Annotated in this window: 26 protein-coding genes and 3 pseudogenes; 7 read left to right on the top strand and 22 right to left on the bottom strand. The window is 73.8% G+C overall.

Going from position 1 to position 25,468, the window contains the following annotated elements; genetic code table 11:
• Positions 1-10: 10 nt before the first annotated feature.
• The 9 genes from JSQ78_RS09470 to idi are packed head-to-tail and all read right to left on the bottom strand — an operon-like array spanning position 11 to position 7,570.
• Positions 11-430 (bottom strand): pyrimidine dimer DNA glycosylase/endonuclease V, encoded by a 420-nt coding sequence (locus JSQ78_RS09470; protein WP_211447207.1) that lies wholly within the window; start codon positions 428-430, stop codon positions 11-13.
• Positions 427-1,953 carry an SDR family oxidoreductase gene (locus JSQ78_RS09465; protein ID WP_211447205.1) on the bottom strand — a complete coding sequence of 509 codons (1,527 nt, stop codon included), beginning with the start codon at positions 1,951-1,953 and terminating at the stop codon, positions 427-429. The genes JSQ78_RS09470 and JSQ78_RS09465 overlap by 4 nt, the downstream gene beginning before the upstream one ends.
• Positions 1,950-2,852, bottom strand: coding sequence for a prenyltransferase (locus JSQ78_RS09460; RefSeq protein WP_211447203.1), 903 nt, complete (start codon positions 2,850-2,852; stop codon positions 1,950-1,952). Before JSQ78_RS09460 ends, JSQ78_RS09465 begins: the two co-directional genes overlap by 4 nt.
• Positions 2,845-3,192, bottom strand: a complete 348-nt coding sequence (locus JSQ78_RS09455; RefSeq protein WP_211447202.1) for a lycopene cyclase domain-containing protein — start codon at positions 3,190-3,192, stop codon at positions 2,845-2,847. The genes JSQ78_RS09460 and JSQ78_RS09455 overlap by 8 nt, the downstream gene beginning before the upstream one ends.
• Positions 3,189-3,527, bottom strand: a complete 339-nt coding sequence (locus JSQ78_RS09450; protein ID WP_211447201.1) for a lycopene cyclase domain-containing protein — start codon at positions 3,525-3,527, stop codon at positions 3,189-3,191. The genes JSQ78_RS09455 and JSQ78_RS09450 overlap by 4 nt, the downstream gene beginning before the upstream one ends.
• The gene (gene crtI, locus JSQ78_RS09445) at positions 3,524-5,104 is read right to left on the bottom strand and encodes a phytoene desaturase family protein (protein ID WP_211447200.1); all 1,581 of its coding nucleotides are present in this window, start codon (positions 5,102-5,104) and stop codon (positions 3,524-3,526) included. The genes JSQ78_RS09450 and crtI overlap by 4 nt, the downstream gene beginning before the upstream one ends.
• Entirely contained in the window at positions 5,101-6,009 is a 909-nt protein-coding gene (locus JSQ78_RS09440) for a phytoene/squalene synthase family protein (RefSeq protein ID WP_211447198.1), read from the bottom strand. Before JSQ78_RS09440 ends, crtI begins: the two co-directional genes overlap by 4 nt.
• The gene (locus tag JSQ78_RS09435; RefSeq protein ID WP_211447196.1) at positions 6,006-7,025 is read right to left on the bottom strand and encodes a polyprenyl synthetase family protein; all 1,020 of its coding nucleotides are present in this window, start codon (positions 7,023-7,025) and stop codon (positions 6,006-6,008) included. Before JSQ78_RS09435 ends, JSQ78_RS09440 begins: the two co-directional genes overlap by 4 nt.
• Positions 7,022-7,570, bottom strand: a complete 549-nt coding sequence (gene idi, locus JSQ78_RS09430; protein ID WP_211447195.1) for an isopentenyl-diphosphate Delta-isomerase — start codon at positions 7,568-7,570, stop codon at positions 7,022-7,024. Before idi ends, JSQ78_RS09435 begins: the two co-directional genes overlap by 4 nt.
• 61 nt (positions 7,571-7,631) lie before the next feature.
• On the opposite strand from idi, the gene JSQ78_RS09425 reads away from it, so the two are divergent.
• Positions 7,632-8,204 (top strand): MarR family winged helix-turn-helix transcriptional regulator, encoded by a 573-nt coding sequence (locus JSQ78_RS09425; protein ID WP_211447194.1) that lies wholly within the window; start codon positions 7,632-7,634, stop codon positions 8,202-8,204.
• Here the strand turns inward: JSQ78_RS09425 and JSQ78_RS09420 are convergent.
• Positions 8,201-9,604: an ATP-dependent DNA helicase gene (locus tag JSQ78_RS09420; protein ID WP_211447193.1), complete on the bottom strand. Its 1,404-nt coding sequence runs from the start codon at positions 9,602-9,604 to the stop codon at positions 8,201-8,203. The genes JSQ78_RS09425 and JSQ78_RS09420 overlap by 4 nt on opposite strands.
• Before the next feature lie 174 nt (positions 9,605-9,778).
• On the opposite strand from JSQ78_RS09420, the gene JSQ78_RS09415 reads away from it, so the two are divergent.
• Positions 9,779-10,591, top strand: coding sequence for a class II glutamine amidotransferase (locus JSQ78_RS09415; RefSeq protein ID WP_211447192.1), 813 nt, complete (start codon positions 9,779-9,781; stop codon positions 10,589-10,591).
• A gap of 116 nt (positions 10,592-10,707) precedes the next feature.
• The gene (locus JSQ78_RS09410; RefSeq protein ID WP_211447191.1) at positions 10,708-11,019 is read left to right on the top strand and encodes a GIY-YIG nuclease family protein; all 312 of its coding nucleotides are present in this window, start codon (positions 10,708-10,710) and stop codon (positions 11,017-11,019) included.
• A 103-nt stretch (positions 11,020-11,122) separates the two neighbouring features.
• Here JSQ78_RS09410 and JSQ78_RS09405 read toward each other — a convergent pair whose 3' ends face one another.
• The 4 genes from JSQ78_RS09405 to JSQ78_RS09390 form a co-directional block, all read right to left on the bottom strand.
• The gene (locus JSQ78_RS09405) at positions 11,123-11,341 is read right to left on the bottom strand and encodes a DUF3618 domain-containing protein (RefSeq protein ID WP_021009552.1); all 219 of its coding nucleotides are present in this window, start codon (positions 11,339-11,341) and stop codon (positions 11,123-11,125) included.
• A complete protein-coding gene (locus JSQ78_RS09400) occupies positions 11,338-11,817 on the bottom strand; it encodes a phage holin family protein (RefSeq protein ID WP_211447190.1) in 480 nt (159 codons plus the stop codon). The genes JSQ78_RS09405 and JSQ78_RS09400 overlap by 4 nt, the downstream gene beginning before the upstream one ends.
• Positions 11,814-12,116 carry a hypothetical protein gene (locus JSQ78_RS09395; RefSeq protein WP_211447189.1) on the bottom strand — a complete coding sequence of 101 codons (303 nt, stop codon included), beginning with the start codon at positions 12,114-12,116 and terminating at the stop codon, positions 11,814-11,816. Before JSQ78_RS09395 ends, JSQ78_RS09400 begins: the two co-directional genes overlap by 4 nt.
• 128 nt (positions 12,117-12,244) lie before the next feature.
• Positions 12,245-14,185 (bottom strand): M13 family metallopeptidase, encoded by a 1,941-nt coding sequence (locus tag JSQ78_RS09390; protein WP_211447188.1) that lies wholly within the window; start codon positions 14,183-14,185, stop codon positions 12,245-12,247.
• Positions 14,186-14,304: 119 nt separating this feature from the next.
• Here JSQ78_RS09390 and JSQ78_RS09385 point away from each other — a divergent pair.
• Positions 14,305-15,545 (top strand): annotated as a pseudogene (locus JSQ78_RS09385) (MATE family efflux transporter).
• 67 nt (positions 15,546-15,612) lie between these two features.
• Here JSQ78_RS09385 and JSQ78_RS09380 read toward each other — a convergent pair.
• Positions 15,613-15,795 (bottom strand): annotated as a pseudogene (locus tag JSQ78_RS09380) (ATP-binding cassette domain-containing protein); the annotation flags it as partial.
• Here JSQ78_RS09380 and JSQ78_RS09375 point away from each other — a divergent pair.
• Positions 15,770-16,948 carry an MFS transporter gene (locus tag JSQ78_RS09375; RefSeq protein WP_249295603.1) on the top strand — a complete coding sequence of 393 codons (1,179 nt, stop codon included), beginning with the start codon at positions 15,770-15,772 and terminating at the stop codon, positions 16,946-16,948. The pseudogene JSQ78_RS09380 and the gene JSQ78_RS09375 overlap by 26 nt on opposite strands.
• Positions 16,945-17,640, top strand: coding sequence for an endonuclease NucS (gene nucS, locus JSQ78_RS09370; protein WP_211447186.1), 696 nt, complete (start codon positions 16,945-16,947; stop codon positions 17,638-17,640). The genes JSQ78_RS09375 and nucS overlap by 4 nt, the downstream gene beginning before the upstream one ends.
• A gap of 27 nt (positions 17,641-17,667) precedes the next feature.
• Here the strand turns inward: nucS and JSQ78_RS09365 are convergent, their stop codons facing one another.
• From JSQ78_RS09365 to JSQ78_RS09345, 5 genes and pseudogenes are all read right to left on the bottom strand, one after another.
• Positions 17,668-18,369 (bottom strand): hypothetical protein, encoded by a 702-nt coding sequence (locus tag JSQ78_RS09365; protein WP_211447185.1) that lies wholly within the window; start codon positions 18,367-18,369, stop codon positions 17,668-17,670.
• A gap of 125 nt (positions 18,370-18,494) precedes the next feature.
• Entirely contained in the window at positions 18,495-19,799 is a 1,305-nt protein-coding gene (hemL, locus tag JSQ78_RS09360) for a glutamate-1-semialdehyde 2,1-aminomutase (protein WP_211447184.1), read from the bottom strand.
• Positions 19,796-20,800: a porphobilinogen synthase gene (hemB, locus tag JSQ78_RS09355; protein ID WP_211447183.1), complete on the bottom strand. Its 1,005-nt coding sequence runs from the start codon at positions 20,798-20,800 to the stop codon at positions 19,796-19,798. The genes hemL and hemB overlap by 4 nt, the downstream gene beginning before the upstream one ends.
• Positions 20,801-20,908: 108 nt before the next feature.
• Positions 20,909-21,940 (bottom strand): annotated as a pseudogene (locus JSQ78_RS09350) (serine hydrolase domain-containing protein).
• A 32-nt stretch (positions 21,941-21,972) separates the two neighbouring features.
• Positions 21,973-23,619: an ATP-binding cassette domain-containing protein gene (locus JSQ78_RS09345; RefSeq protein WP_249295602.1), complete on the bottom strand. Its 1,647-nt coding sequence runs from the start codon at positions 23,617-23,619 to the stop codon at positions 21,973-21,975.
• Between the two features lie 217 nt (positions 23,620-23,836).
• Here JSQ78_RS09345 and JSQ78_RS09340 point away from each other — a divergent pair, with 217 nt between their 5' ends.
• Entirely contained in the window at positions 23,837-24,109 is a 273-nt protein-coding gene (locus tag JSQ78_RS09340; RefSeq protein WP_021010661.1) for a hypothetical protein, read from the top strand.
• Between the two features lie 27 nt (positions 24,110-24,136).
• On the opposite strand, the gene JSQ78_RS09335 is transcribed toward JSQ78_RS09340, so the two are convergent.
• On the bottom strand, positions 24,137-24,613 hold the full coding sequence (locus JSQ78_RS09335) for an aminoacyl-tRNA deacylase (RefSeq protein WP_211447180.1): 477 nt from the start codon (positions 24,611-24,613) through the stop codon (positions 24,137-24,139).
• A gap of 140 nt (positions 24,614-24,753) precedes the next feature.
• Positions 24,754-25,467 carry a uroporphyrinogen-III synthase gene (locus JSQ78_RS09330; protein ID WP_211447178.1) on the bottom strand — a complete coding sequence of 238 codons (714 nt, stop codon included), beginning with the start codon at positions 25,465-25,467 and terminating at the stop codon, positions 24,754-24,756.
• Position 25,468: the final 1 nt, after the last annotated feature.

Below are 25,468 nucleotides of genomic sequence, written 5' to 3'. Positions count from 1 at the left end.
GCGAAGGCGACTAGGGGCGCTCCCACCCCGCGACCGGTCCCGGCTCGACCGTGAAGAGCGGATGCGGCACGGGCCGTCGCGCGCAGCGGAGCCGCTCGGGCGTGCGCCTGGCGAGCTTCGCCCGCAAGTGGCCCCACTCGTACTCGAGCTGACCGTCGGTGACGACCATCCGGGGTGCCGGGCCCGGCCGGTCGATCCGGGTGCGGTCGAAGCGGTAGCCGCGCGCCTCCGCAGCGTCGGCGACGCCCGCGAGGTAGGCGCCGATCGCCGCGATCGGATCGGGCTGCTCGCGGAACCGCTGCAGCTGCGGGTGCCGGGTGTAGCCGCGCGTGCGGCCGGCGAGCACCGCTTGCGCGAGCAGCGCCTCGCGCCAGCACGCCGTGAGCCCCGGCCGGTCGAGCAAGCCGGGGTGGAGCGACCAGATCCTCACGACCGATCTGCCTCAGCCGCGGCGACGATGCGGTTGGCCATGACGTCGAAGATCACCTGGTGCGCGGGCACGAGCGACCACCAGTAGAGGCGACCGCCGAGCCCGCTCGGCAGGAACACCGCGCGCTGCCGGTAGTGCGCGCCGCTGCCGCGCGGCGTGACCTCGAGCTCGAGCCACGCGCGGCCGGGCACGCGCATCTCGGCGCGCAGCCGCAGGAGCCTGCCTCGCTCGATCCGCTCGACGCGCCACCAGTCGACGACGTCGCCCTCGCGGAGCGCCTCCGGGTCGCGGCGGCCGCGACGCAGCCCGACGCCGCCGACGAGGCGGTCGGCGAGGCCGCGGATGCTCCACAGCAGCGGCACCGAGTACCAGCCGCGCTCGCCGCCGATCGACTCGACGACCTTCCAGACCGACTCGGGCGATGCATCCGTCGTGCGCTCCCGCGCATCCTCGAACACGGTCGAGCCCGACCAGGTGGGGTCGCTCGGCAACGGGTCGGAGGGCGCGCCCGCGGGGCTCGCGGAGCGCCAGCTCGACTCGATGTCGCCGGAGCGCTCGCGGGCGAGCGCGAGCCGCACGGCGAGTCGGTAGCCGGTGGGCCCGGCTGCGGGCGGCGGGATGATCGCGTCGATGCGGCGCTCCTCGACCACGCAGTCGTGCAGCAGCGAGCCGATGAGCGGCACCGCGATCGCGCGCGGGACGGGGGTGACGAGGTTGACCCACTGCGACGCGAGCCAGGGCGTGAGCACCGGGAGCGGCGCGATCGGCCGCTGCGGCAGGCCCGCCTCGAGCGCGTAGCCGTTCATCACCTGGCCGTAGCGCAGCACGTCGGGGCCGCCGATGTCGAAGGCGCCGTGCACCTCTCGCGGCACCGTCGCCGCGCGCACGAGGTAGTGGAGCACGTCGCGCACCGCGATCGGCTGCACGAAGTTCCGCACCCAGCGCGGCGCGGGCATGTAGGGCAGCACCTCGGTGAGGTGGCGGATCATCTCGAACGAGGCCGAGCCCGAGCCGATCACGATGCCGGCCTCGAGCACGATCGTCGGCACGCCCGAGGCGAGCAGCGTCTCGCCGACCGCGACGCGCGAGGCGAGGTGCTTCGAGAGCGGCTCCCCCTCGGGGTGCAGCCCCGAGAGGTAGACGATGCGCTCGACGCCTGCCGCCCTGGCCGCGGCGGCGACGTGCCGCGCCTGCGCGAGCTCCGCGGCCATGAAGTCGCCGCCCGCGCTCATCGCGTGCACGAGGTGGAAGACGACCTGCTGGCCCTCGAACGCCGCGGCGAGCGTCGACGGGTCCTCGAGGTCGCCGCGCACGACGTCGACGTCGGCGGCCCAGGATGCGTCGGCGAGCCGGCCGGGGTCGCGCGCGAGCGCGCGCACCCGGTGCCCGGCGAGCAGGAGCCGCGGGATGAGCCGGCCGCCGACGTAGCCCGTCGCCCCCGTGACGAGCACCGTGCGGCGCTCCGCCTGCGGCAGCAGCTCGACGGGCGGCTCGGGTGCGAGGGCCGCGGACTCGGCGCTCATCGCCCGAGCATCGCCCACGCGATGCACAGCATGGTGACGAGGAACCCGCATCCGTAGTTCACCCAGAGGAAGCGCCGCCAGCCCCGGTTCGCCGCGGCGCTCGACGCATCCGTGACGCGCCAGAACGGCGCGGCGAGCACGATGTACGGCACGGCGACGAGCGCCCCGAGCGACGCGGGCCAGGGCGCGAGCAGCATGAGCACGCCCGCGGCGGCCCACAGCGCGATCGCGAGGCGCACGGTCGCGCGGGCGCCGAGCACCGTCGCGATCGAGGCGATGCCGCCCTCGCGGTCGGGCACGACGTCCTGCACGGCGCCGAAGGCGTGGCTCGCCATGCCCCAGCAGAAGAACGCGCCGAGGATGGCGACGAGCTGCGGCGTCCAGTCGGCGCCGGCGAGCACGAGGCCGTAGACGGCGGGGCTCACGAAGTGGGTGCTCGAGGTGATCGAGTCGAGCAGCGGCACCTCCTTGAAGCGCAGGCCTCGCGCCGAGTAGGCGACGACCGCGAACAGGCTCACGGCGAGCACCGCCCACGACGCCGGGCCTCCCATCGCGACGAGCGCGACGACGAACGGCACGGCGAGCCCGATCGACCACGCGAGCGTCGCCCGGTGCGTCTCCGGCGGCAGCAGGGCGCCCTCGACGCCGCCCTTCCGCGGGTTCTTGGCGTCGGATGCGTAGTCGAAGACGTCGTTGATGCCGTACATCGCGAGGTTGTACGGCACGAGGAAGAAGAGGGTGCCGATGATCGTGCGGACGTCGACCGTGCCGGTCGTGAGCACCATCGCGGCGGCGAACGGGAAGGCCGTGTTGATCCAGCTCACCGGGCGGGAGGCGAGCAGCAGTCGGCGGGCGAGCCCGGGACCGGTGACCGCGCCCGGCTCGGCGACGTCACGCATCCCGGTCCTCCGACGCCTGCCGCGCCGACGCACCGTCGCGCCCGCGAGCGCCACGGCTCGGCAGCAGCGTCCAGATGGCCGCGGCGAGCAGCACGGCGATGAGCGCGTAGCCGAGGTCCTCGATCGGCGCGAGGCCGATGTGCGGGCCGAGCAGCTTCGCGTCGTCGTAGCGGAAGAGGTCGGCGGCGATCATGAGCGAGTCGAACACGATCGTGAGCGCGAGCACGATGGCCGAGGCGATCGCGAGCGCTCCCCAGCGGCGGCGATCCCGGCGCAGCGCGAGCACCGCCGCGACGATCGAGGCGGCCAGCAGCGGCGCGAGCACGAGGATGTAGCTCACGCGCGCTCCTCGGCCCTGGCGCGGCGGCTCGCGAGCAGCCGCTCGCCTGCCGCGAAGGCGACGAGCGAGACGTAGGCGAGGAACGTGATGAAGAAGAGCTCCTCGATCGGCAGGTGCGGGAGCACCTCGAAGCCCGTCATCCAGGGCGAGGCACCGAGGCGGAAGTTGCCGGTCGCGATGCACGCGAGGTCGGTGATGAGCAGCACCGCGGCGGTGCCGGCGATCGCGCCGAGCGCGCGCAGCGGGTCGGCGAAGAGCGCGAGCCGCCAGCGCGCATCCATCGCGCCGATGCACACCGCCGACAGCACGATCGCAGCGAGGTAGACGAAGCTCACCGGCGCTGCCCCGATCGCTCCCGCTCGAGCGGCTGCAGCGGACCGGTCGAGCGGTCGCCGCGCACGTGCTTGACGACGAGCTCGGCCGAGATGAGGCACATCGGCACGCCGATGCCGGGCACCGTCGTCGAGCCCGCGAGCAGCAGGTCGCGCACCGCGCCGTGCTTCGTCGAGCCGCGCAGGAACGCCGACTGCCGGAGCGTGTGCGCCGGGCCGAGCGCCGTGCCGCGCCACGCGTCGAGGTCGATCGCGAAGTCGGCCGGCCCGATGGTGCGGCGGGGGACGACGCGCTCGGCGAGCCGCTCGATGCCGGCCCACGCGGCGATCTGGGCGATCGCGCGATCGGCGATCGCCTCGACCGCCGCATCGCCGGCGCCGTCGATGCCGCCGCGCCCGAGCCGCGGGTCTGCCGGCACGGGAACGAGCACGAAGAGCGCCTCGTGGCCGGCGGGCGCGACCGAGGGGTCGGTGGCGGAGGTGCGGCTGACGTAGAGCGAGGCGGGGTCCGTCACGCCGTCGGCCGGGTCGGCCGCGGGAGCGCCGAAGATGCGCCCGAAGCCGTCCTCCCAGTCGCGCGTGAACAGCAGCGTGTGGTGCTCGAGCTCGGGCAGCTCGCCCTCGACGCCGAGCATGACGAGCACGGCGGAGGGCCCGGCGACGCGCTTCGCCCACCGGCGGCGGCCGCGCTCGGCGACGCCCGGCACGTGCGCGAGCAGCTTCGTGTCGGTCGCGTGGCCGTCGGCGGCCGAGACGACGAGGTCGGCGTCGATGCGCTCGCCGCTCTCGAGCAGCACGCCGCGGGCGGCACCCCGCTCGACGACGATGCGGCGCACGCGGGCGCCGGTGCGCAGCTCGGCGCCCGCCTCGCGCGCGAGCCGGGCCATCGCCTCGACGAGCACGCCGAAGCCGCCCTGCGGGTACCAGACGCCCTCGACGAGGTCGAAGTGGCTCATCAGGTGGTACATCGATGGCGCCGACCTCGGCTCGGTGCCGAGGAACACCGCGGGGTAGCCGAGCGCCTGCCGCAAGCGGAGGTCGCGGAACGAGCGCGCGACGCGCGCGTGCAGCGTCTCGACGAGCAGCCGCGCGAGCGTCGGCACCCGGGTGCCGACGCCGAGTCCTGCGAACGCGCCGGGCGAGTCGAAGCGGTTCGAGAGCAGCCCGGAGGTCGCGAGCTCGGCGGTCTCGGTCGCCGAGCGCAAGTAGCGCCGCAGCTGCTCCCCCGCGCCCGGCTCGATGCGCTCGAACGCGGCGATCGTCGCGTCGAGGTCGCCCGAGACCTCGAGCGGCTCGTCGACGCCCTCGAAGAGCACCTTGTACGCCGGGTCGAGGCGCTCGACGTCGACCTCCGCCTCGAGGCTCGAGCCGAGCATCCGGAACGCGTGCTCGTAGGGCTCGCGCATGAGCATCCACGAGGGGCCGGTGTCGAACGTGAAGCCCTTCGAGCGCCAGGTGCCGGCGCGACCCCCGAGCGACTCGCCCTGCTCGACGAGCACGACCTCGTGCCCGTCGCGTGCGAGCAGGCCAGCGCTCGCGAGGCCCGAGATGCCCCCGCCGATGACGACGATGCGGCTCATCGGGCCGGCTCCAGGCGCGCCTCTCGGGCGCTCGCCGCGCGGGCGACGCTCGCGCCGAGGGCTGCGCGCGCCACGATCGCAGCCTTCTCGGCGCTCGGCACGCTGATGCGGCGGCGCGGGAGCTCGGCAGCCGGGGTCGCGCGGATGCGCCGGGCGAGCGCCGCGAAGAGGCCGTGCGCGGCGAGCACGGCCGGGCGGGCATCGCGAGGCAGCAGCGGCACGGTGTCGCGCGCGATGCGCAGCTCGCCCTCGAGCCGGTCGAGCACGCGGCCGACGGCCTCCTCCGTCGGGTGCGCGGGGTCGACGCCGGGCAGGTAGGCGCGGCCGAGACCGTCGGCGTCGGCGCCGATGTCACGCAGGAAGTTCACGACCTGGAACGCCGAGCCGAGCGCGCGGGCGCCGCGGTCGACGCGCCGCGCCTCGGCGTCGGGCAGCCGCCGCCCGCCGAGGAAGCAGCGCACGCACATGAGGCCGACGACCTCGGCCGAGCCGTAGACGTAGCTGCGCAGCTCGCGCTCGTCGCGGAACGCGACCGGCTCGAGGTCGCGCCGCATGGCGGCGAAGAACGGCGCCGTCTGGTCGGCCGTGATGCCGACGCGGCGAGCGGTCTCGGCGAAGGCGTGCACCACGAGGTCGGCGCTGAAGCCGGTCGCGACCGCTCGCTCGACCTCGCGCTCGAGCGCGTCGAGCACCCCGCGGCACGATCGGGGGTCGAGGCCCGACTCGGCGCCGGGGCCGTCGACGATCTCGTCGGCGACGCGCACGAGCGCGTAGACGCTCGCGATGTCGCCGCGCATGACGGGCGGCAGCAGCCGGCTCGCGAGCCCGAACGACGTCGAGTAGGCCTCGATGACCGTCGCGCTCGCGCGCCGGGCGGTGCGCGTGTAGAGGTCGAGGCCCGTCATCGGCCCCGCTCCACGCAGCGCGAGAGGATCTGCAGCAGGTCGTCGCGCACCGGCTGCTCGACCGGCGCCGCGGCGAGCAGCGCGCGCACCTCGTCGGCGCCGCCGGCGATGCGGCGCTCGACCTCGTCGAGCGCGCCGCTGCCGCGCATGACGTGCCGCACGCGCGCGGCGGCGCCCTCGTCGGCCTCCGGGTCGCCGTAGTGACCCGCGACGCTCGCCCAGGCGGCGTCGCGGCTCGCGAGCGCCGACAGCATCGTGGGCGCGCCGGCGCGGATGTCGCTCAGCACGCTCTTGCCGGTGGTCGCCTCGTCGCCGAAGACCCCGAGCACGTCGTCGCGCAGCTGGTAGACGACCCCCATGCGCAGGCCGATGTCGCCGAGCGCCGCGATCGTCGCCTCGTCGCGGCCGCCGAGCACGGCGCCGAGCTCGAGCGGGGCGCGGAAGGAGTAGTCGGCGGTCTTGCCCTCGAGGATGCGGTCGATCGCGGCCCGGTCGGGCGTCGCGCCGGCGAGCAGGACGTCGTCGTGCTCGCCCTCGGCGGCGCGCACCATCGCGCGGGTGACGATGCCGAGCACGCGCGCTCGCACGGCGGTGGACGCGTCGAGCGAGCCGAGCGAGGCGATCGCCCGCACGAGCAGCGCGTCGCCGGTCACGATCGCCGCGGCGAGGCCGAGCCGCTTGGCTCTGGCGGGCGCGAGGCCCGCCTCGGCGGCGAGGTCGCGCGCCTCGCGCGCGACCGACGGCTCGCCGCGGCGCTCCTCGTCGCCGTCGATGACGTCGTCGTGCACGAGCAGCGCGGCGTGCAGCAGCTCGATCGCCGCTGCCACCGCGACGACCGCCTCGCGATCGGCGCTTCGGCCGGCCGCCGCCATCACGAGGCGGGGCCGGAGGAGCTTGCCGCCGATGGCGGCGCGCGCCGCGGCCGCCTGCACGGGATGCGGGCCCGTGGGCGCGGCGAGCTGCGCGATGCGCTGCTCGACCTCGGCGAGCAGGGTCGGCGCGTCGACGGCGGTCACGACGCACCCGCGAGCGCGTGGAGCTGCTCCGCCTGCAGCACGAGCCAGGGGCTGAACGCCCACGGGGTGGCGAGCACGCCCATGCGGAGGTCGTCGGGGTCGACCCAGTGCCACTCGGCGACCTCGCTCGGCTCGGGCTCGAGCGGCTCGGCGATGCGGCCCACGAAGACGGGGCAGCGCTCGTGCTCGACGATGCCGCTCGCGTCGACCGCGCGGTACTCGAAGTCGGGCAGCACGAGCCGCAGGTCGGTCGCGCTCGTGCCGAGCTCCTGCCGCAGTCGGCGCTGCACGGCGTCCTCGAACGCCTCGCCGGGAGCCGGGTGGCCGCAGCAGCTGTTCGTCCAGACGCCCGGCCACGCCTGCTTCTCGAGCGAGCGGCGCGTGATGAGCAGTCTGCCCTCGTCGTCGAGCAGGTAGCACGAGAACGCGAGGTGCAGGGGTGTCGAGTCGGAATGCACCGTCGCCTTCGGGGCCGAGCCGATGGGCGTGCCGTCGGCATCGAGCAGCACGACCAGCTCGTCGTCGTTGAGCGCCGGGTTCGTCATGCCCCGAGGGTAGCAAACACTTAGCCATTGCAACTATGAGTTGTGGCAATAGAATGAGCGCATGCCGCAGACGCCGAACGAGGGGCCGCACGAGCGCGGGATGCTCGATCCGCGCCGCTACGACGTCTCCTCGTCGCTCGTCTCCGAGTATGGCTTGAGCGACGGCGAGGTGGAAGAGGTCATCGACCTGTTCGACGCGCTGCGCGGCTGGCACAGCGCCTCCGAGGCGCAGAGCGAGGCGAGCCGGCGCTACATGAAGCTGAGCGAGAACGACATGCGCGCGATCCGCTTCATCATGGCGACGACCCGCGAGCGGCGGATCGTCACGTCGACGATGCTCGCCGAGCACCTCCGCATCACCGGGCCATCGGTCACGAAGATGCTCGACCGGCTCGAGCGGGGCGGCCACATCCGGCGCCAGCCGCACCCGAGCGACCGCCGAGCGCTCTCGCTCGTCGTCTCCGAGATCACGCAGCAGACGGCGAACGCGACCGTCGGGCGCTACCACCTGCGCCGCTTCCAGGTGGCGTGCGAGATGTCGAGCGCCGATCGCCGCACCGTGACCGCGTTCCTCCGCCGGCTCGCGGAGGTCCCGCTGCTCGACCCGGGCGCCGAGGCGCCGCAGGCGGGCTAGAACGGCAGCGGCCCGTCGGGCGCGAACGCCGCGACGGCGCGGTCGCGGCCATCCTCCTCCGCCGCCGTCTCGGCCGGCTCGGCACCGGCGGCCGGGGCGTCGCGCAGGTCGGTCGCCGCCGCCCGAGCGGCGTCGCGAGCGCGCACCCCGTGGATGAAGCGCCGCACGCGCTGGTCGACGATGATGTCGCCCGGCCGCAGCGGCCGCGAGAGGTAGAGGCCCTCGAGGGACGTCAGTCGCGACAGCGCCACGTAGGTCTGCCCGGGCGCGAAGGCGCGCGAGCCGAGGTCGACGACCGCCTCGTCGAAGGTCTTGCCCTGCGCCTTGTGGATCGTGACCGCCCACGCGAGGCGGAGCGGGAACTGCGTGAACTCCGCGACGACGTCGCGCTTGATCTCCTTGGTCGTCGGCGAGTAGGAGTAGCGGTACTGCTCCCACACCGCCGGCTCGACCTCGTGCTGCTCGCCGTCGACCTCGACCCACACGGTGCCGCCGATGTCGACGACCTTGCCGAGCGAACCGTTGACCCAGCGCCCCTCGGCGTCGTTGCGCAGGAACATCACCTGCGCACCGAGCTTGAGCTGCAGCTCGACGTCGGCCGGGTACTGGCGGCCACCGTAGTCGCCCGAGACCTCCGCGACGGCCGTCTTCGACTTGCCCGGCAGCTGCGCGAGCGCGCGGCCGTTGATGCGCGTGACGGTGTCGTTGCGGCTCGCGAGGGTCAGCACGTCGTCCGCGGGCCTCCGGGCGCCCGCGTCGTTGAGCAGCTGCGCGATCTCGGCGGTGACCGTGCCGTGCCGCACGGCGTTGAGCGCCATCTTGAACTCGAGGTCGGTCTGGCGGTGGATGTGCACGAGCTCGACGACCTCGAGCTCGGCCTCCTCGCGCCACACGCGGGCGTCGAAGAACCACATCGACTCGTAGTGGTCGGCGAAGTAGGCGCGCTCCTCGGCATCGCCCGGCACGGGCGCGAGCTGGTACGGATCGCCGAACATGACGACCTGCACGCCGCCGAACGGCACCGACCGCACGCCGCGAGCCTGCCGCAGCGACCGGTCGATCGCATCCATCAGGTCGGCGTTCACCATCGAGATCTCGTCGATCACGAGCAGGTCGAGCGAGTTCAGCATCTGCTTGAGCTCGGTGCGCTGCCGCAGCGGGGCGTCGGCGATCACGCCGAGCGGCAGCTTCAGCAACGAGTGGATCGTCTGCCCGCCGACGTTGAGGGCCGCGACGCCCGTGGGCGCGCAGACGATGATCTGCTTGCGCGAGTGCTTCGTGAGGTGGCGCAGCAGGGTCGACTTGCCGGTGCCCGCGCGGCCGGTGATGAACAGGTGCCCGTCGCCGTCCTCGATGCGCCGGTAGATCGCCAGCTGCTCGGGGGTCAGCTCGACGTCCATCCCTCCATCCTCCCGCACCGGCGGCGCTTCCGGGCCGCACGCGCGGGCCGCTGTCGATGCGCCACGCCATGGAACAGCGCGGCGCGACGCGCTGTTACCCAGTGTGACGCCGCATCCGCACACCGTGCGCTCGCGTGCGCCATCATGGTTCCAGACAGGAGAAGGGGGATGCACATGTGCCGATTGCTCGCGCACGTCTCCCCCACCCCTGTCACGACGCAGAGCGTGCTCGGCGATGCGAGCTGCCGCGAGTGGCAGCGGCTCGGCCGGCTGCACGCCGACGGCTGGGGCACGGCGTGGCTCGACGGCCACGAGGTGCGCCGCTACCGCGACGCGCGCCGCGGCCTCGACAACCCCGACCTCACCGACGCGCTCGGCGACACGCCCTCGCGCGCTCGGCTCACCCACCTGCGCCTCGCGACCGAGGGCTTCGCCACCCGGGTGCAGAACACGCACCCGTTCCGGGTCGGCGACATCGCGCTCGCCCACAACGGCTCGGTGACGCCCTTCGCGCCGCTGCGGGCGAAGGTGACGGATGCGGAGCTCGAGCGAGTGGGCGGCGAGACCGACACCGCGGTCGTCTTCGCGCTCATCCTGCGGCAGCACGACGCGGGCGTGCCGCTGTTCGACGCCGTGACGTCGACGGTCTCGCAGCTGCGCGAGGAGTTCCCGACCTCAGCGCTCAACCTGCTGGTGCTGAGCCCCGACGAGCTCATCGCGGTGCACGCGAACCAGGGCGCGCCGATCCCGCTCGAGCTGTTCGAGGAGTCGGGCCTCGGCGACGACCTGCCGGTCGACCACCTCGACCACTACTACCAGCTGTCGTGGCGGCGCTCGGAGGACGGCGCGATCGCCGTGACCTCGAGCGGCCTCACGGGCGACGGCTGGAACCGCATGCTGCCCGAGACGGCCGTGCGCATCGACCTCTCGACGCTGCACGTCGAGCGCCGCGAGCTGCACGAGGTCGCGGCCGCCCACGTCGCCTGACCCCCACCGCTGGCTGAGCCGCTGCGCGCCGCAGGCGCACAGCGTGTCGAAGCCCCCGTCCACAGGCGGGTCAGCCCCGGTCTCCGCGCCATCATCGGTCATGCCACCCTCCCGCCATGGCTTGGGTCTACATGCTCCGCTGCAGCGACGGCTCCTACTACGTCGGCAGCACCGGCGTCATCGAGCAACGGCTCCAGGAGCACGCCGATGGCAAGGGCGCTGAGTACACGAAGCGGCGACTCCCGGTCGAGCTCGTCTGGGCCGAGGAGCTCGACGGACTCGCGGATGCGTACGCGATGGAGCGACGGATCCACGGGTGGAGCCGCGCCAAGAAGGAGGCGCTCATCGCCGGGGACTGGGAGCGGATCCGGTCGCTGGCGCGGCGACGCGGCGTCGAGAAGGTGAAAGGGCGCTTCAGAGCCGGATAGCTCGCACGGTCGGCCTGGAGGCTTCGACACGCTCAGTCGCCTTCGGCGACAGAGCGGCTCAGCCAGCGGGCGGGCGCGAAGCCCCCTCAGTCGGCGGGGCGCGCTAGCGGCGGCCGAAGATCGCCAGGGCGATGCCGCCGACGATGAGCACGGCGACGCCGGCCGCCGCGGCGATCCAGGGCGTCGGGTCCTCGTTGTAGGAGTCCTGCGCTCGGCCGACGACGCGGTCGGCGACCTTCTTGGGGTTGACCCGGTCCTCGATCTCGTTGAGGTGCTGGCGCAGCTGCTCGCGCTGGCGATCGATCTCGCGCTGCTCGGTCATCGCACGTCCCCCTCGACCCTCGTCGCTCCGCTCGCGCCCGTCGCCCGCGCCGCGGTCGGCAGGTCGTCGAGCGGGTCGGTGCCGTCGGCCGCGTGCCCGAGGCCGCGCACCATGTTCACGTCGTCCTTGATGCTGTCGACGGCCTCGAGGTCGCCGAAGTCCTTGTTCTTCTTGATGAGCTGGATCCCCACGAGCGCGAGGATCGCGACGATCACGAGCAGCACGGCAGAGACGATGAGCGCCGACAGCCACGGCTCGAAGACCACGTTGAGGCCCTGGTAGCCGGCGTAGATCAGCCAGCTGAAGAGGAAGATCGCCACGACCGCGGCGGCCGCGAGCAGCGCCCCGCCGATGCCGACGCCCTTCGCCTTCTCGGAGAGCTCCTCCTTGAGGTGCTGCACCTCCGCCTTGGCGAGGTCGACGATCATCTGCGGCGTCTCCGCGAGGAGATCGCCGAGCGACTTGCGCGGCGTCATGACACGTCCTCGGGGCGCGCGATCTCGGTCGTGCCGACGTTGCCGCGGCGGCCCTTGCCCTTGCCCTTGCCGCCGACCTTGCTCATCGCGTCGCCTGCGACGCCCTTCGCCTGCTCGACGAGCTTCGGCGCCTGCGTCTCGACCATGTGCTGCACCTCGTGGCGCTGCTTCTTCACGGTCGGGTTGTTCCAGACCTTGTCGGCCGCGCTGGCGATCTGCTCGTAGCGCTGACGACCGGCCTTCGCGCCGAGCACGTAGCCGGCCCCGAAGCCGATGACGAGAAGGATCCTGCCGCGCATGTTCGCTCCTGCCGTTGGGGATGCCAGCCGTGCTGGCGTCGTGCGTGTTCACGATACCCAGCAGAGCCGGGTCCGCGCTCCCAGGTTCCGCTCGGGCATCGTGGAGGATGCCGCGCGGAGCCGCGCGATCACCAGATGGTGACGCGCGCCTCCGGATCGAGCCACAGGCCGTCGCCCGGCTGCACGCCGAAGGCTTCGACGAACGCATCCAGGTTCTTCACGACCTGGTTCGTGCGGTGCTCGTTCGGCGAGTGCGGGTCGATCGACACGAGCCGCACGGCCTCCTCGGGGCGGATCTTGATCTGCCACGCGTGCGCCCACGAGAGGAAGAAGCGCTGGGCGCCCGTGAGGCCGTCGATGACGGGCGGCTCCTCGCCGCCGAGCGAGTGGAGGTAGGCGCGCCACGCGATGCCGAGGCCGCCGAGGTCGCCGATGTTCTCGCCGATCGTCAGCGCGCCGTTCACCTTGTGACCGGGGGCCGCGGCGGGCTCGAGCCCGTCGTACTGCGCGATGAGCGAGCCGGTGCGCAGCTCGAACGCCTTCCGGTCGTCGTCCGTCCACCAGTCGATCAGTCGGCCGTCGCCGTCGTACTTCGAGCCCTGGTCGTCGAAGCCGTGCCCGATCTCGTGCCCGATGACCGCGCCGATCGCGCCGTAGTTCGCCGCCGCATCCCGCCCCGCATCGAAGAACGGCGGCTGCAGGATCGCGGCGGGGAAGACGATCTCGTTGAAGCCCGGGTTGTAGTAGGCGTTCACCGTCTGCGGGTTCATGAACCACTCGTCGCGGTCGATCGGCTTGCCGATCTTCGCGAGCTCGCGGTCGTGCTCGAACCGCGTCGCGGCCTGCACGTTCGCGACCAGGTCGTCGCCGATCTCGAGCGCGGAGTAGTCGCGCCACTTCGCCGGGTAGCCGATCTTGGGCGTGAACTTCTCGAGCTTCTCGATCGCTCGGCGGCGCGTCTCGGCGCCCATCCACTCGAGGCCCTCGATCGACTCGCGGTATGCGACGACGAGGTGCTCGATGAGCACGTCCATCGCGGCCTTCGCCTCCGGCGGGTAGTGCCGCTCGACGTAGATCTTCCCGATCGCGTCGCCGAGCATGCCCTCGACGAGCGAGATGCCGCGCTTCCACCGCTCGCGCTGCTCGGGCGCGCCCGTGAGGGTGCGGCCGTAGAAGTCGAACTGGTCCTTCGAGATGTCGGTCGTCAGGTAGCTCGCGAACGAGCGCAGGATGCCGACGCGCAGCCACGCGCGCCACTCGGGCAGGCGCTCGTCGACGAGCATCGAGCCGAGTCCCTCGAAGAAGCTCGGCTGCCGCACGACGGCCTCGTCGAACGTGCCATCGGGCGCGTGGATCGCTCGCAGCCACGGCCGCAGCGGCTCGTAGTGCTCGAGCGGGCGCTGCAGGTTGTAGGTCTTCTCGTCGTCGCGCGAGGCGACGCGGTCCCAGTGGTGGGATGCGAGCTCGGTCTCGAGCGCGAAGACCGCGGCCGCGTCGGCGTCGGGCTGGGCGGCGCCGAGGTGACCGAACATCGTGGTCAAGTGGGCGAGGTAGGCCTCGCGCACCTCGGCGAACGCCTCCTCGCGGTAGTACGACTCGTCGGGCATGCCGAGTCCGCCCTGGTTCATGTGCACGAGGTAGCGGGTCGGGTCGCCCGGGTCGGTGTCGACCCAGACGCCCGTGAAGCCGGGCCCGCCGATCGACTCGAGCTCGCCGAGCAGCGAGAGCAGCTCGTCGACGCTCGAGACCGCCTCGGCGCGCTCGAGCAGCGGGCGGATCGGCTCGATGCCCTTCGCATCGACGGCCTGCTCGTCGAGGAAGGATGCGTAGAGGTCGCCGACCTTGCGCGCGTCGGTGCCCGGCTCCGCGTCCTGCATCTCGATCACGATCTCGCGCACGGCGGCCTCGGCCTCCTCGGCGAGCACCGCGAACGATCCCCAGCGCGCCTTGTCGCTCGGGATCTCGGTGCGCTCGAGCCAGCGGGAGTGGACGTGCAGGAACAGGTCGTCCTGAGGCCGGATCTCGTCGCTGAAGTCGTCGACGGGCAGGCCGGAGGGCAGGGTCGTCATGCGCTCCAGCCTATTGGCCGCCGCCGCTCGGTCGCCGGTAGCGTGGCTGCGTGCGGGTGAGGACGGATGCGCTCGATCGGGAGATCCTGCGGCTCGCGGTCCCCGCGCTCGGCGCGCTCATGGCTGAGCCCGCGTTCCTGCTCGTCGACACGGCGCTCGTCGGGCACCTCGGCGCCGAGCAGCTCGCGGGCGTCGGCATCGGCGCCGCCGTGCTCTCGACCGCCGTGGGGCTGCTCATCTTCCTCGCCTACGGCACGACGCCCGCCGTCGCGCGGCTGCTCGGCGCGGGCGACCGGCCGGCGGCGATCCGCGCGGGCGTCGACGGCATCTGGCTCGCGATCGTCGCCGGAGCGGTGCTCGTCGCGGCCACCCCGCTCGCCGGCCCGGTCGTCGGGCTCTTCGGAGCCGCATCCGCCGTCACCGAGCACGCTGCCGTCTACCTCGGCATCTCGATCCTCGGCCTGCCCGCGATGCTCATCGTTCTCGCGGCCACGGGGCTCATGCGCGGCCTGCAGGACACCCGCTCGTCGTCGCGACGATCGGCTTCGCCGCGAACGCGGTGCTCAACGCGCTGCTCATCTACGGCGTCGGGCTCGGCGTCGCGGGCGCCGCGCTCGGCACCGTCATCGCGCAGTGGGGCATGGCGGCCTTCTTCCTGTGGTTCGCGGTGCGGGAGGCGCGTCGCGAGGGCGTGCCGCTCGGCATCCACTGGGGCGACCTCGGTCGCACGGCCTCGACGGGCGGCTGGCTGTTCCTCCGCACGCTCTCGCTGCGAGCGGCGCTGCTCGCGACGACGGTCGTCGCGACGCAGGCCGGCACCGCGACGCTCGCCGCGACGCAGATCGCCTTCACGCTCTTCTCGACGCTCGCGTTCGCGCTCGACGCGCTCGCGATCGCCGGGCAGGCGATGCTCGGCAAGGCGCTCGGCGCGGGTGACGTGGCCGAGGCGCGCGCGGTCACGCGACGGCTGCAGGTGTGGGGCGTCGGGTTCGGATGCGTCGTCGGCGCCCTGCTGCTCGCGGTCGCGTGGGTGCTCGGCGGGGTCTTCACCTCCGACCCCGCGGTGCTCGACGCGCTGCCGATCGCGCTCGTGCTGCTCGCGCTCGCGCAACCCATCGCGGGCTTCGTCTTCGTGCTCGACGGCGTGCTCATCGGCGCGGGCGACGCGCGCTACCTCGCGCTCACGGGGGTGCTGAATCTCGCGATCTACCTGCCCCTGCTGCTCCTCGCGCTCCTGCCCGGCGTCGACGCCCTCGCGGTCGTCTGGGCCGCCTTCTCCTTCGGCTACCTCGGCGCGCGCGCGACGACGCTCGGCCTCCGAGCCCGCTCGGACGCGTGGCTCCGCACAGGCCGCCGCTGACGCATCCGCCCGCCTACGATCCGTCCAGTCGGGATCGAGGAGCGCGGTCGGATGCGGGGGCCCGGTGGCCGCGGAGGCGCGTGAGGGTGTCGATCGCGCGCAGCATGCCGAGCAGCACGCGGATCGCGGTCGACTTGCCGGCGCCGTTCGGACCGAGGAAGCCGTGCACCTGCCCTCGCTCGACGACGAGGTCGAGCCCGGCCCGGCACGGCAGAATGGGGCGAGTGCACTCCGTGACCGCCTGGCGCAACGCCGTCTTCGCCGCCTTCTTCGCGATGGGATTCGGCTACGCGAGCTGGATGGCGCGGGTGCCGCACGTGCGCGACATGCTCGACGTCTCGACCGGCGAGATGGGCATGCTGCTGCTCGGCATCTCGATCGGCTCCGTGACCGGCCTGCTCATCGCGAGCCACGTCATCCATGCCCTCGGCACGCGGCTCGTCGTCTCGATCGGCATGATCGCCGTCTCGGTGGGGCTCTCGACCGCCGGCTGGGCCGCCGACGCCGGCACGGCCTGGCTCGTCGTCGGCGGCTTCATCCTCGGCGGCAGCCTCACCGGCATGACCGACGTCGCGATGAACATCTCGGGCGCCGCGAACGAGCGCGCGCTCGGCAAGCCGATCATGCCGATCTTCCACGCCTTCTTCTCCTTCGGCACCGTCGCGGGCGCGGGCCTCGGCGCGCTGTGCGAAGCGCTCGGCATCGGCGTCGGCTGGCAGGCGACCGGCGTCGCGATCCTCACCGCCGCGCTCGGCATCACGATCTACCGCTACCTCCCCGCCGACACGGTCGCCGAGCACGAGGAGCCCGTCACGCTCCGCGAGCGGCTCGCGGTCTGGAAGGACCCGCGCACGCTCATGCTGGGCCTGCTCGTGCTGGGGATGTCGCTCACCGAGGGCTCGGCGAACGACTGGCTCGCGCTCACGATGGTCGACAGCCACGGCTTCTCGAACGAAGGCGGCGCGATCATGCTCGCGCTCTTCCTCACCGCGATGACGGGCGGGCGTCTCCTCGGCGTCATGCTGCTCGAGCGCTTCGGCCGCGTGCCGGTGCTGCGGGGCACCGCCGCGCTCGCCGCGATCGGCCTGCTGCTCGTCATCTTCGCCGACCACCCGGTGCTCGTCATCGCGGGCGTGCTGCTGTGGGGCGTCGGCGCGAGCCTCGGCTTCCCCGTCGGCATGAGCGCCGCCGCCGACGAGCCGCGCCTCGCAGCCGCGCGCGTCGGCACCGTCTCGGCGATCGGCTACATCGCCTTCCTCGCCGGGCCGCCGCTGCTCGGCCTGCTCGGCGACATCGTGGGCCTCCGCCTCGCGATGCTCGCCGTGCTCGTCTTCGTGCTGCTCTCGCTGCTCACGAGCCACGTCGCTCGCGAGCGCACCCCGACCCCCGAGGAGTCCCGATGAGGATCGTCGTCGCCCACTGCTCCGTCGACTACGCCGGCCGCCTCTCCGCCCACTTGCCGCTCGCGCCGCGCGTGCTCATGCTCAAGGCCGACGGCTCGATCCTCGTGCACTCCGACGGCGGCTCGTACAAGCCGCTCAACTGGATGAGCCCGCCCGCCGTGTTCACCGCATCCGAGCCCGACGACGACCAGCGCGCGGCGGGCATCACCGAGGTGTGGACGGTGACGCACAAGAAGACCGGCGACTCGCTCATCGTCTCGGTGCACGAGGTGCTCTCGGATGCGTCGCACGAGCTGGGCGTGGACCCGGGGCTCGTGAAGGACGGCGTCGAGGCGCACCTGCAGGTGCTGCTCGCCGAGCAGATCCAGCGGCTCGGTGACGGCTTCGAGCTGTGGCGGCGCGAGTACATGACGCCGATCGGGCCGGTCGACATCCTCGCGCGCGATGCGGCCGGCGCGACCGTCGCGGTCGAGATCAAGCGGCGCGGCGAGATCGACGGCGTCGAGCAGCTCACGCGCTACCTCGAGCTGCTCAACCGCGACCCGCGCATCGCGCCGGTGTCGGGGGTGTTCGCGGCACAGGAGATCAAGCCGCAAGCGCGGACGCTCGCCGAGGACCGCGGCATCCGCTGCGTCGTGCTCGACTACGACGAGATGCGCGGGATCGACTCGGGGCACGCGCGGCTCTTCTGAGCGCCGGCGGCGCCGAGCCGGCGGGCTCTACGCCGAGTAGGGGTCGATGCGCTCGCGCCAGCCGACGGGGCTCTGCGGCGGCTCGTCCTCGCGCGACGCGTAGGGGTCGACGCGGTCGGGCGCGGGGGCGGATGCGGTGGGCACGGGATCCTCGCGCGACGCGTACGGCGGCACGTGGTCGGGCATCCGCCCGCCCGGCTCGGGCAGCGCGTCCTCGCGCGACGCGTAGGGCCGCACCTGCTCGGGTGCCGGCACGGAGCCCGCCGGGAGCGGAGCGTCGTGCGACGAGTAGGGCTCGACGCGCTCTCGCCAGCCGGCGCCGGGCGGGGCGCCGCCGAAGTCCTCGTCGACGAACGGGGCCGACGACGCCACGGCGAAGCCCTGGCCCGCCTCGCCGAACGGCTCCTGCTGCTCGCGCTGCTGCGCTCCCTCGGACTGCGGCACGGTGACCTCCCACGGCTCCGGTGGCGGACTGCTGAAGCTGACGGCGAGGGGATGCTCGGCCGGGCCCGCGGGCTCCGACCGCTCGAGCCGCAAGCCCGCGACGTCGGTGCGCGTGCCGCACGCGGGGCACTGCAGTGCGGCGACGCGACCGTCCTCGTCGACGTCGACGACGCATCCGCCGATCACCACGTCGCCCGCGTCGGCGACGTCGGCGATCGTGCCGTAGCCCCAGACGATCTCGCGCATGGCGGTGCCGCACTCCGGGCACGCCGACGCCTTCGCCATGCGCACACGGTAACCCGCCGACCGCAGCCCACACCACCCTCGCGAGCGCAGAGTTCCGGCACTCTGCGCTCCACAGGGGTCGGAACCGCAGAGTGTCGGCACTCTGCGCGGGAGCACGGCGGTGCCTAGGCGATCGTCGCTGCGGCGGCTGCGCGAGCGGCCGCGGGGAGCGCCTCGACGATGCGCGCGAGCGGCTCGTCGCCGTGCGCGGCCGTGACGAACCACGCCTCGAACACGCTCGGCGGCAGGCTCACGCCGGCGTCGCGCATCGCGTGGAAGAACGGCGGGTAGCGGAACGCGTCCTGCTGGCGCACCTCGTCGAAGCTGCGGGGCGCCGTCTCGGAGAACGCGACCGAGAAGAGGTTGCCGACCCGGCTGATCGAGTGGGCGACGCCCTCGGCGCGCAGTGCATCGGCGAGCGCCGCGGTGATCGTGTCGGCCGCCGCGTCGAGCCGTCGGTAGACGTCATCGGTCGCGAGCCGCAGGGTCGTGAGGCCGGCCGCGACCGCGACCGGGTTCCCGGAGAGCGTGCCGGCCTGGTAGACCGGGCCGAGCGGCGCGAGCAGCTCCATGAGGTCGCGCCGGCCGCCGACGGCGGCGAGCGGCATGCCACCGCCGATGACCTTGCCGAAGGTGAGGAGGTCGGGCGCCTCGTCGCCGCTCCAGCGCTCGATGCCCCACATGCCGGCCGCGTCGACGCGGAAGCCCGTGAGCACCTCGTCGCTGATGAGCAGCGCGCCGTGCGCGTGCGCGGTGCGGGCGAGGAAGCCGTTGAAGTCGCCGTCTGGCTCGACGACACCCATGTTGGCGGCGGCGGCCTCGACGATCACCGCGGCGATCCGCTCGCCGTGCTCGGCGAAGACCGCCTCGACCGCGTCGCGGTCGTTGTAGGGCACGACGAGCGTCGTCGCGGCGACCGCTTCGGGGATGCCGGCCGAGCCGGGCATCGCGAGCGTCGCGAGGCCGGAGCCCGCCGCGACGAGCAGGCCGTCGGAGTGGCCGTGGTAGTGCCCGTCGAACTTCACGAGCAGGTCGCGGCCCGTCGCGCCGCGCGCGATGCGGATGGCCGTCATGGTCGCCTCGGTGCCGGTCGAGACGAGCCGCAGCCGCTCGACCGGGCCGACGCGGCGCTCGACCTCCTCGGCGAGCAGCGCCTCGGCGGGCGTCGACGCGCCGAACGAGAGGCCGTGGCTCGCGGCGTCCTGCACCGCCTCGATGACCTCCGGATGCGCGTGGCCGAGGATCGCGGGGCCCCAGCTCGCGACGAGGTCGACGAGGTCGCGACCCTCGGCATCCGTCACGTAGGCGCCGTGCGCGCGCACGAGGAACGAGGGCGTGCCGCCGACCGAGCCGAAGGCCCGCACGGGACTGTTGACGCCGCCGGGGATGGCGAGCTTCGCCCGCTCGAACAGCTCGGCGTTCGTGCTCATGAGCGTGCCCCCGTCGATCCGAGCCCCATCGTGCCGAGCAGCTGCGCCTGCTCGATCGCCCAGTAGGTCAGCACGACGTCGGCGCCCGCGCGCACGATGCTCGTGAGGCTCTCGGCGATCATGCGGTCGCGGTCGATCCAGCCGTTCGCGGCGGCGGCCTCGACCATCGCGTACTCCCCCGACACCTGGTAGGCCCACACGGGCACGTCGGATGCGGCGGCGACGTCGGCGAGCACGTCGAGGTAGAGGCTCGCGGGCTTCACCATCACGATGTCGGCGCCCTCGGCGATGTCGAGCAGCGCCTCGCGGAGGCCCTCGCGGCGGTTCGCCGGGTCCTGCTGGTAGGTCTTGCGGTCGCCCGTCAGGCTCGAGTCGACGGCCTCGCGGAACGGCCCGTAGAGGGCGGTCGCGTACTTCGCCGAGTAGGCGAGGATCGCCGTGTCGACGTGGCCCGCGTCGTCGAGCGCCGCGCGCACGCGCTCGACCTGGCCGTCCATCATGCCGCTGAGGCCGAGGATCTGCGAGCCGGCCTCCGCCTGGGCGATCGCCATCGCCGCGTAGCGCTCGAGCGTCGCGTCGTTGTCGACCGAGCCGTCGGCCGCGAGCACGCCGCAGTGGCCGTGGTCGGTGAACTCGTCGAGGCACAGGTCGGTCTGCACGACGGTCGCGTCGCCGAAGCGCTCGGCGAGGAAGGCGGTCGCGCGGTTCAGGATGCCGTCGGGATCGGTCGCGCCCGAGCCCACCGCATCCTTCTCCTGCGGCACGCCGAAGAGCATGATGCCGCCGACGTTCGCCTCGACCGCGCGCTCGACCTCCTGCGCGGCCGAGTCGAGCGTGTGCTGCACCTGGCCGGGCATCGAGCCGATCGGCCGCGGCTCGGTCAGCCCCTCAGCGACGAACATCGGCAGCACGAGCTGCGCGGGGTGGATGCGGGTCTCGGCCATGAGGCGGCGCATGGGAGCGCTCTGCCGCAGCCGGCGGGGGCGGATCGTGGGGGACATCCCCTCCAGGGTACTCTCGCCGCTCCGCGCGGACCGGGGCGCGGTTGCGCCGACAGCGCACGCGCCGGGGGAAGCAGCGCTGCGACCGCCCGTCGTCGAGAACGCCGGTCAGCGGTCGCCGAGTGCTCCGCCCAGCTCGGCGTCGACCGCGTCGCCGAGCGCGCCGATGAGGCGCCAGCCGCCCTCGGAGCTGTTGCCGAGCACGCTCACCGTCGTCCGGGCGGCGACGAGGTGCGTCGAGCGGAAGGAGGCGCCCGCGTCCCAGCCCTCGAGGATGAGCGCGTCGTGCGTGCCGTGGAGCCAGAAGCCGAGCCCGTAGCGCTTCTCCTCCTCCGGCACGTCGTGGCGCGGGCGGATCATCTCGTCGACGGTCGCGCGGGCGACGATCCGCCCGTCGAGCAGCGCGAGCCAGAAGCGGTGCAGGTCGTCGGCGGTCGTGAAGATGCCGCCGTCGCCGTTGCCGAGGATCGGCAGGTGCAGGGTGTTGACGAGGTCGCCCTCGTCGTCGATGTAGCCGCGCGCCGCGTCGGCGGGCAGCGCGTTGAGCGGCGGGAAGCCCGTGCGCTCGAGCCCCGCCGGCTCGAGCACGAGTCGGCGCACGGCGTCGTGGTAGGTCTCGCCCGTGACGCGCTCGAGCACGATCGCGAGCACCATGTAGCCGCCGTTGCAGTAGGCGAAGCGCTCGCCGGGCGCGAACTTCTGCGGCTGGCCGTCGAGCATCGGCAGGAACGCCTCGGCGGTCGTGAGCGAGTGCGCGGGCACCGTCAGCACGTAGTCGGCCGGCTCCTAGTCGGAGTCCTCGTCGAGGTAGTCGCCGATGCCGGAGGCATGACCGAGCAGCTGCTCGATCGTCACGCGCTCGTCGATGAGCGGGAGGTCGTCGCCGAGCAGCTCGCGCACGGGCTGATCGAGCCGCAGCTCGCCCCGCTCGACGAGCCGCATGATCGCGAGCGCCGTGAAGCCCTTGCCGCCGCTCGCGATCGCGATGCGCGCGTCGGCACGCATCGGCACGCCGAGCGCGCGGTGCAGGTGACCCGCGACGAGCTCGAGCGTGCGCTCGTCGCCGACGTCGATCGTCGCGACGCCCGTGAACGAGCCCTTCGCCACCGCCTCGTCGAGCGCTCCCTGATCGGTGTGCATCGTGTGCCTCCTGCTGCCGTCGAGCGCCCACGCTACCCGCGCGCCGCGCCGGCGGCGTCGACGGGGCGGTCGAGCAGCCGTCCGTCGGCGATCGACCAGCGGCGCGTGAGGCCGAGCCGCTCGAGGAAGGCCTCGTCGTGGCTCGCGACGATGAGCGCCCCGCGGTGGGCGGCGAGCGCCTCGACGAGCCGGTCGGTCGAGTCGAGGTCGAGCGAGTTCGTCGGCTCGTCGAGCAGCAGCAGCTGCGGCGCCGGGTCGGCGAGCAGCAGCCGGGCGAGCGCGAGCCGGAACCGCTCTCCGCCCGAGAGCTCGCGCACGCGCTGGTCGGCGCGCGCGCCGCGGAACAGGAACCGGGCCAGCTGCGCCCGCACATCCTGCGGCGAGCGGCCGGGCGCCGTCTCGCGCACGGCATCGACGAGCGTCGCGTCCTCGTCGTCGAAGCGGATGCGCTGCGGGAGCATCGCGGTCTCCCGGATGCGGTGCGTCACCTCAGCGACGGGCGCGGGCGCCGGCTCGGCAGCGACGACCGCGGCGATCGCCTCGAGCAGCGTGGTCTTGCCAGCCCCGTTCGCACCCGTGAGCGCGATGCGCTCGGGACCGCGCACGAGCAGCTCTCCGTGCGCGTCGCGCAGCGCGAGCACGTCGCGGCCCGCGGGCACGACCGTGCCCGGCAGCTCGATGCGGATCGCGCGGTCCGCGCGCAGCTGCGCCTGCGCATCCTCGAGCGCCGACTCCGCTCGCCGGAGCCGGTCGTCGTGCAGATCGCGGTGCTTCGCGGCGGAGACCTGCGCCGACCGGGCCTTCAGCTTCATGACGGCGCGCGGTTCGCGCTTCTCGGCGTAGGCCTTCCGCGCGACGCGCGATCGGCCGGCGAGCTGCAGCTCGGCCTCGACGCGATCGCGTCGCTCGCGGCGCAGCTGCTGCTCGGCGTCGCGAACAGCGCGCTCGGCCGCCGCCTGCTCGGCCTCGATCGCCGCGCGGTAGGTCGAGTAGGGGCCGTCGAAGGTGCGCAGGCTCGAGCCCTCGACCGGCGCCGCACCGTGCAGCTCGGCGATGCGGTCGACGCGCTCGAGCAGCGCGACGTCGTGGCTGACGACGACGAGCGTGCCCCGCCAGGCGCCGATCGCGTCGTGCAGCCGCGCGCGAGCGCGCGCGTCGAGGTTGTTCGTGGGCTCGTCGAGCAGCGCGATGTCGGCGCGCTGCAGCCGGATGGCCGCGAGCCCGACGAGCACCGCCTCGCCGCCCGAGAGCGTCGAGACCGGCCGCCGCAGCAGGTCGGCGTCGCCGGCGAGGCCGAGCGCGGCGAGCTCGCCGAGCGCATCCGCCTCGATCCCCCACCGGTCGCCGACGGCGTCGAAGCGGTGCTCGGCGACGTCGCCGCGCTCGATCGCGGCGATCGCGGCGAGCACGGGGGCGATGCCGAGGGCGTCGGCGACGCTGCCGGGCTCGAGCGCGAGCTGCTGCGGCAGCGTCGCGACCGTGCCGTGCACCGTGAGCGCACCCGACGCGGGCGAGAGCTCGCCGGCGATGAGCCGCAGCAGCGTGGACTTGCCGGAGCCGTTGCGGCCGACGAGGCCCGTGCGGGCGTGGCCGAGCGCGCCGGTCACGGCGTCGAGCGCGACCGTGCCGTCGGGCCAGGCGAAGGAGACGCGCGCGAGCGCGATGGCGGTGTGTGCCAAGAGGAGACCTCCGAGAGCGTGGATGCGCTGACGGATGCGTCGACGGTGCGTGTGCCGTCGGGTCAGCGCGGAGTCGCGGCTCCCGTGCTGTCGGTCATGCTCTGGTCTCCTCGAGCGAAGTGCGCCGGCGCTGACACCGCCGACGATTGCGCAGGCGACGGTACCGGAACCTCCGCGCATCGGCAACGGTCGGGCTCGCGGGGCTACCGTGGTCGCCATGGCCGCGGACGAGGAGCTCGACGCCCTCGTCGACCGCGTCCCGCTCGGCGAGAGCCGCTTCGAGATCGACGGCCGCGCGTGGAGCATCACTCGTGTCGACCGCGCGGGCGGTCGCTCGAGCACGATCGACGGCGAGGAGCTCGGCGGACGGGCGCGCATGAGCGCGAACGTGTGGCGCACGAGCGGCGGCACGCGGCTCAAGCCGTGCGAGATGCCCGCCGAGCAGGTGCTCGCGGTGCTGCGCGCGCTGCCGGAGCGCGACGAGCGCTGACCTGCCGCTGCGGACAGGGCGGATGCGTCAGCGCGGCGGCTCGGGATCGGTCACGTCGGCGACCTGGGCGCCCAGGTGCGCGACGAGGGCGTCGCCGTCGACCGTCGCGGCGACGCCGTGGTCGCCCGCGCCGATCGAGACGCGCCGCCCCAGGATCCGCTCGTCGGCGATGACCGGCAGCGGCCGCGTCGTGCCGAACGGCGTGATGGTGCCGCGGCGGAAGCCGGTGACCTCGAACGCGGCATCGGCGTCGGGCATCGAGAGCCGGTTGACGCCGAGCAGCTCGCGCAGCTTCGGCCATGCGATCGCGCGGTCCCCGGGCACGAGCACGAGCAAGTGGTCGCCCTCGCCCCGCCGCACGACCATCGTCTTCACGATGTCGGCCGGCTCGACGCCGCGGGCGGCGGCGGCCTCGGCGAGCGAGCCGACCCTGCCGTGCCGCGTGATCTCGTGCTCGAGCCCCGAGGCGGCGAGCGCGTCGAGGGCGGGGTTCGAGTCAGCCATGCCCCGAGGCTACGCGGCCGAGGTCGCGAGCCGGCCCCGAGCATCCATCGAATCGCGACCGGTGCGCTACCGCGTCCGGGGTGCTGGTATGCCCGCACCGATCGGGCGGTTCCGCACCCGCTGGCGCCGAGCAAGCGCGGTCAGACGGGAGCGGAGCCGGCGCTCGCCGTGAGCGCCTCGACGAGCGATGCGGCGCTCGGCTGCGCCGCGATGCCGGCGACGCGCAGGCCGAGCGCCCGGCAGTCCTCGGCGGTCTGGTCGCCGATCGCGATGACCCGCACGTCGTGCGGCAGCTCGAGCCGCGCGACCTCCCGCGCGATCGAGCCGGAGGTGACGAGCACGGCGTCGACCGGCGCATCGCCGACCGCCGCCAGGAGCCGGTCCCGCGACTCGACTGCCGGCACGGTTCGATAGGCGACGACGTCGGTCACGCGCATGCCGTGCTGGCGGAGCCCGTCGGCGACCTTCGGCCGCGCGTCGAGCGCGCGCGGCCAGAGCGCGCTCCCCTCGCGGAGCGGCCACTCGTCGACGAGCCCGGCAGCTGATTGCCGCGTCGGCACGAAGTCGACCGGCACGCCGCGCTCCCACAGCGCACCGGCCGTCGCGGCACCGACCGCCGCGACGCGCACCGAGCCCGGCAGCGGCGGCAGCACCGGCACCGCCGAGCGGCTCGTGACGACGAGCCAGTCGAAGCCGCCGTCCGCGAGCCGCGCGAGCGCGCGGCCGAGCGCATCCTGATCCTCGGCTGGCTCGGTCCGCACGAGCGGCAGCACGAGCGGCTCGAAGCCCGCCGCCGACGCGAGCCGGGCGACCTCGTCGCCCCAGCTGCCGCCGCGCGGGATCAGGACGCGCATC

It is taken from the genome of Agrococcus sp. Marseille-Q4369, from assembly GCF_018308945.1.
GTDB lineage: Bacteria > Actinomycetota > Actinomycetes > Actinomycetales > Microbacteriaceae > Agrococcus.
Note: the sequence above shows the minus strand (reverse complement) of the source record. Positions and strands in the feature narration are given on the sequence as shown.

What these genes read in the sequence shown, in the direction of transcription:
- JSQ78_RS09425 (WP_211447194.1), top strand. Translation starts at nt 7,632, where the DNA reads ATGCCGCAGACGCCGAACGAGGGGCCGCACGAGCGCGGGATGCTCGAT.
- JSQ78_RS09420 (WP_211447193.1), bottom strand. Translation starts at nt 9,604, where the DNA reads ATGGACGTCGAGCTGACCCCCGAGCAGCTGGCGATCTACCGGCGCATC.
- JSQ78_RS09415 (WP_211447192.1), top strand. Translation starts at nt 9,779, where the DNA reads ATGTGCCGATTGCTCGCGCACGTCTCCCCCACCCCTGTCACGACGCAG.
- JSQ78_RS09335 (WP_211447180.1), bottom strand. Translation starts at nt 24,613, where the DNA reads ATGGCTGACTCGAACCCCGCCCTCGACGCGCTCGCCGCCTCGGGGCTC.
- hemB (WP_211447183.1), bottom strand. Translation starts at nt 20,800, where the DNA reads ATGTCCCCCACGATCCGCCCCCGCCGGCTGCGGCAGAGCGCTCCCATG.
- hemL (WP_211447184.1), bottom strand. Translation starts at nt 19,799, where the DNA reads ATGAGCACGAACGCCGAGCTGTTCGAGCGGGCGAAGCTCGCCATCCCC.
- JSQ78_RS09400 (WP_211447190.1), bottom strand. Translation starts at nt 11,817, where the DNA reads ATGACGCCGCGCAAGTCGCTCGGCGATCTCCTCGCGGAGACGCCGCAG.
- JSQ78_RS09405 (WP_021009552.1), bottom strand. Translation starts at nt 11,341, where the DNA reads ATGACCGAGCAGCGCGAGATCGATCGCCAGCGCGAGCAGCTGCGCCAG.
- JSQ78_RS09395 (WP_211447189.1), bottom strand. Translation starts at nt 12,116, where the DNA reads ATGCGCGGCAGGATCCTTCTCGTCATCGGCTTCGGGGCCGGCTACGTG.
- JSQ78_RS09390 (WP_211447188.1), bottom strand. Translation starts at nt 14,185, where the DNA reads ATGACGACCCTGCCCTCCGGCCTGCCCGTCGACGACTTCAGCGACGAG.
- JSQ78_RS09330 (WP_211447178.1), bottom strand. Translation starts at nt 25,467, where the DNA reads ATGCGCGTCCTGATCCCGCGCGGCGGCAGCTGGGGCGACGAGGTCGCC.
- nucS (WP_211447186.1), top strand. Translation starts at nt 16,945, where the DNA reads ATGAGGATCGTCGTCGCCCACTGCTCCGTCGACTACGCCGGCCGCCTC.
- JSQ78_RS09460 (WP_211447203.1), bottom strand. Translation starts at nt 2,852, where the DNA reads ATGCGTGACGTCGCCGAGCCGGGCGCGGTCACCGGTCCCGGGCTCGCC.
- JSQ78_RS09440 (WP_211447198.1), bottom strand. Translation starts at nt 6,009, where the DNA reads ATGACGGGCCTCGACCTCTACACGCGCACCGCCCGGCGCGCGAGCGCG.
- JSQ78_RS09465 (WP_211447205.1), bottom strand. Translation starts at nt 1,953, where the DNA reads ATGAGCGCCGAGTCCGCGGCCCTCGCACCCGAGCCGCCCGTCGAGCTG.
- crtI (WP_211447200.1), bottom strand. Translation starts at nt 5,104, where the DNA reads ATGAGCCGCATCGTCGTCATCGGCGGGGGCATCTCGGGCCTCGCGAGC.
- JSQ78_RS09340 (WP_021010661.1), top strand. Translation starts at nt 23,837, where the DNA reads ATGGCCGCGGACGAGGAGCTCGACGCCCTCGTCGACCGCGTCCCGCTC.
- JSQ78_RS09410 (WP_211447191.1), top strand. Translation starts at nt 10,708, where the DNA reads ATGGCTTGGGTCTACATGCTCCGCTGCAGCGACGGCTCCTACTACGTC.
- JSQ78_RS09365 (WP_211447185.1), bottom strand. Translation starts at nt 18,369, where the DNA reads ATGGCGAAGGCGTCGGCGTGCCCGGAGTGCGGCACCGCCATGCGCGAG.
- idi (WP_211447195.1), bottom strand. Translation starts at nt 7,570, where the DNA reads ATGACGAACCCGGCGCTCAACGACGACGAGCTGGTCGTGCTGCTCGAT.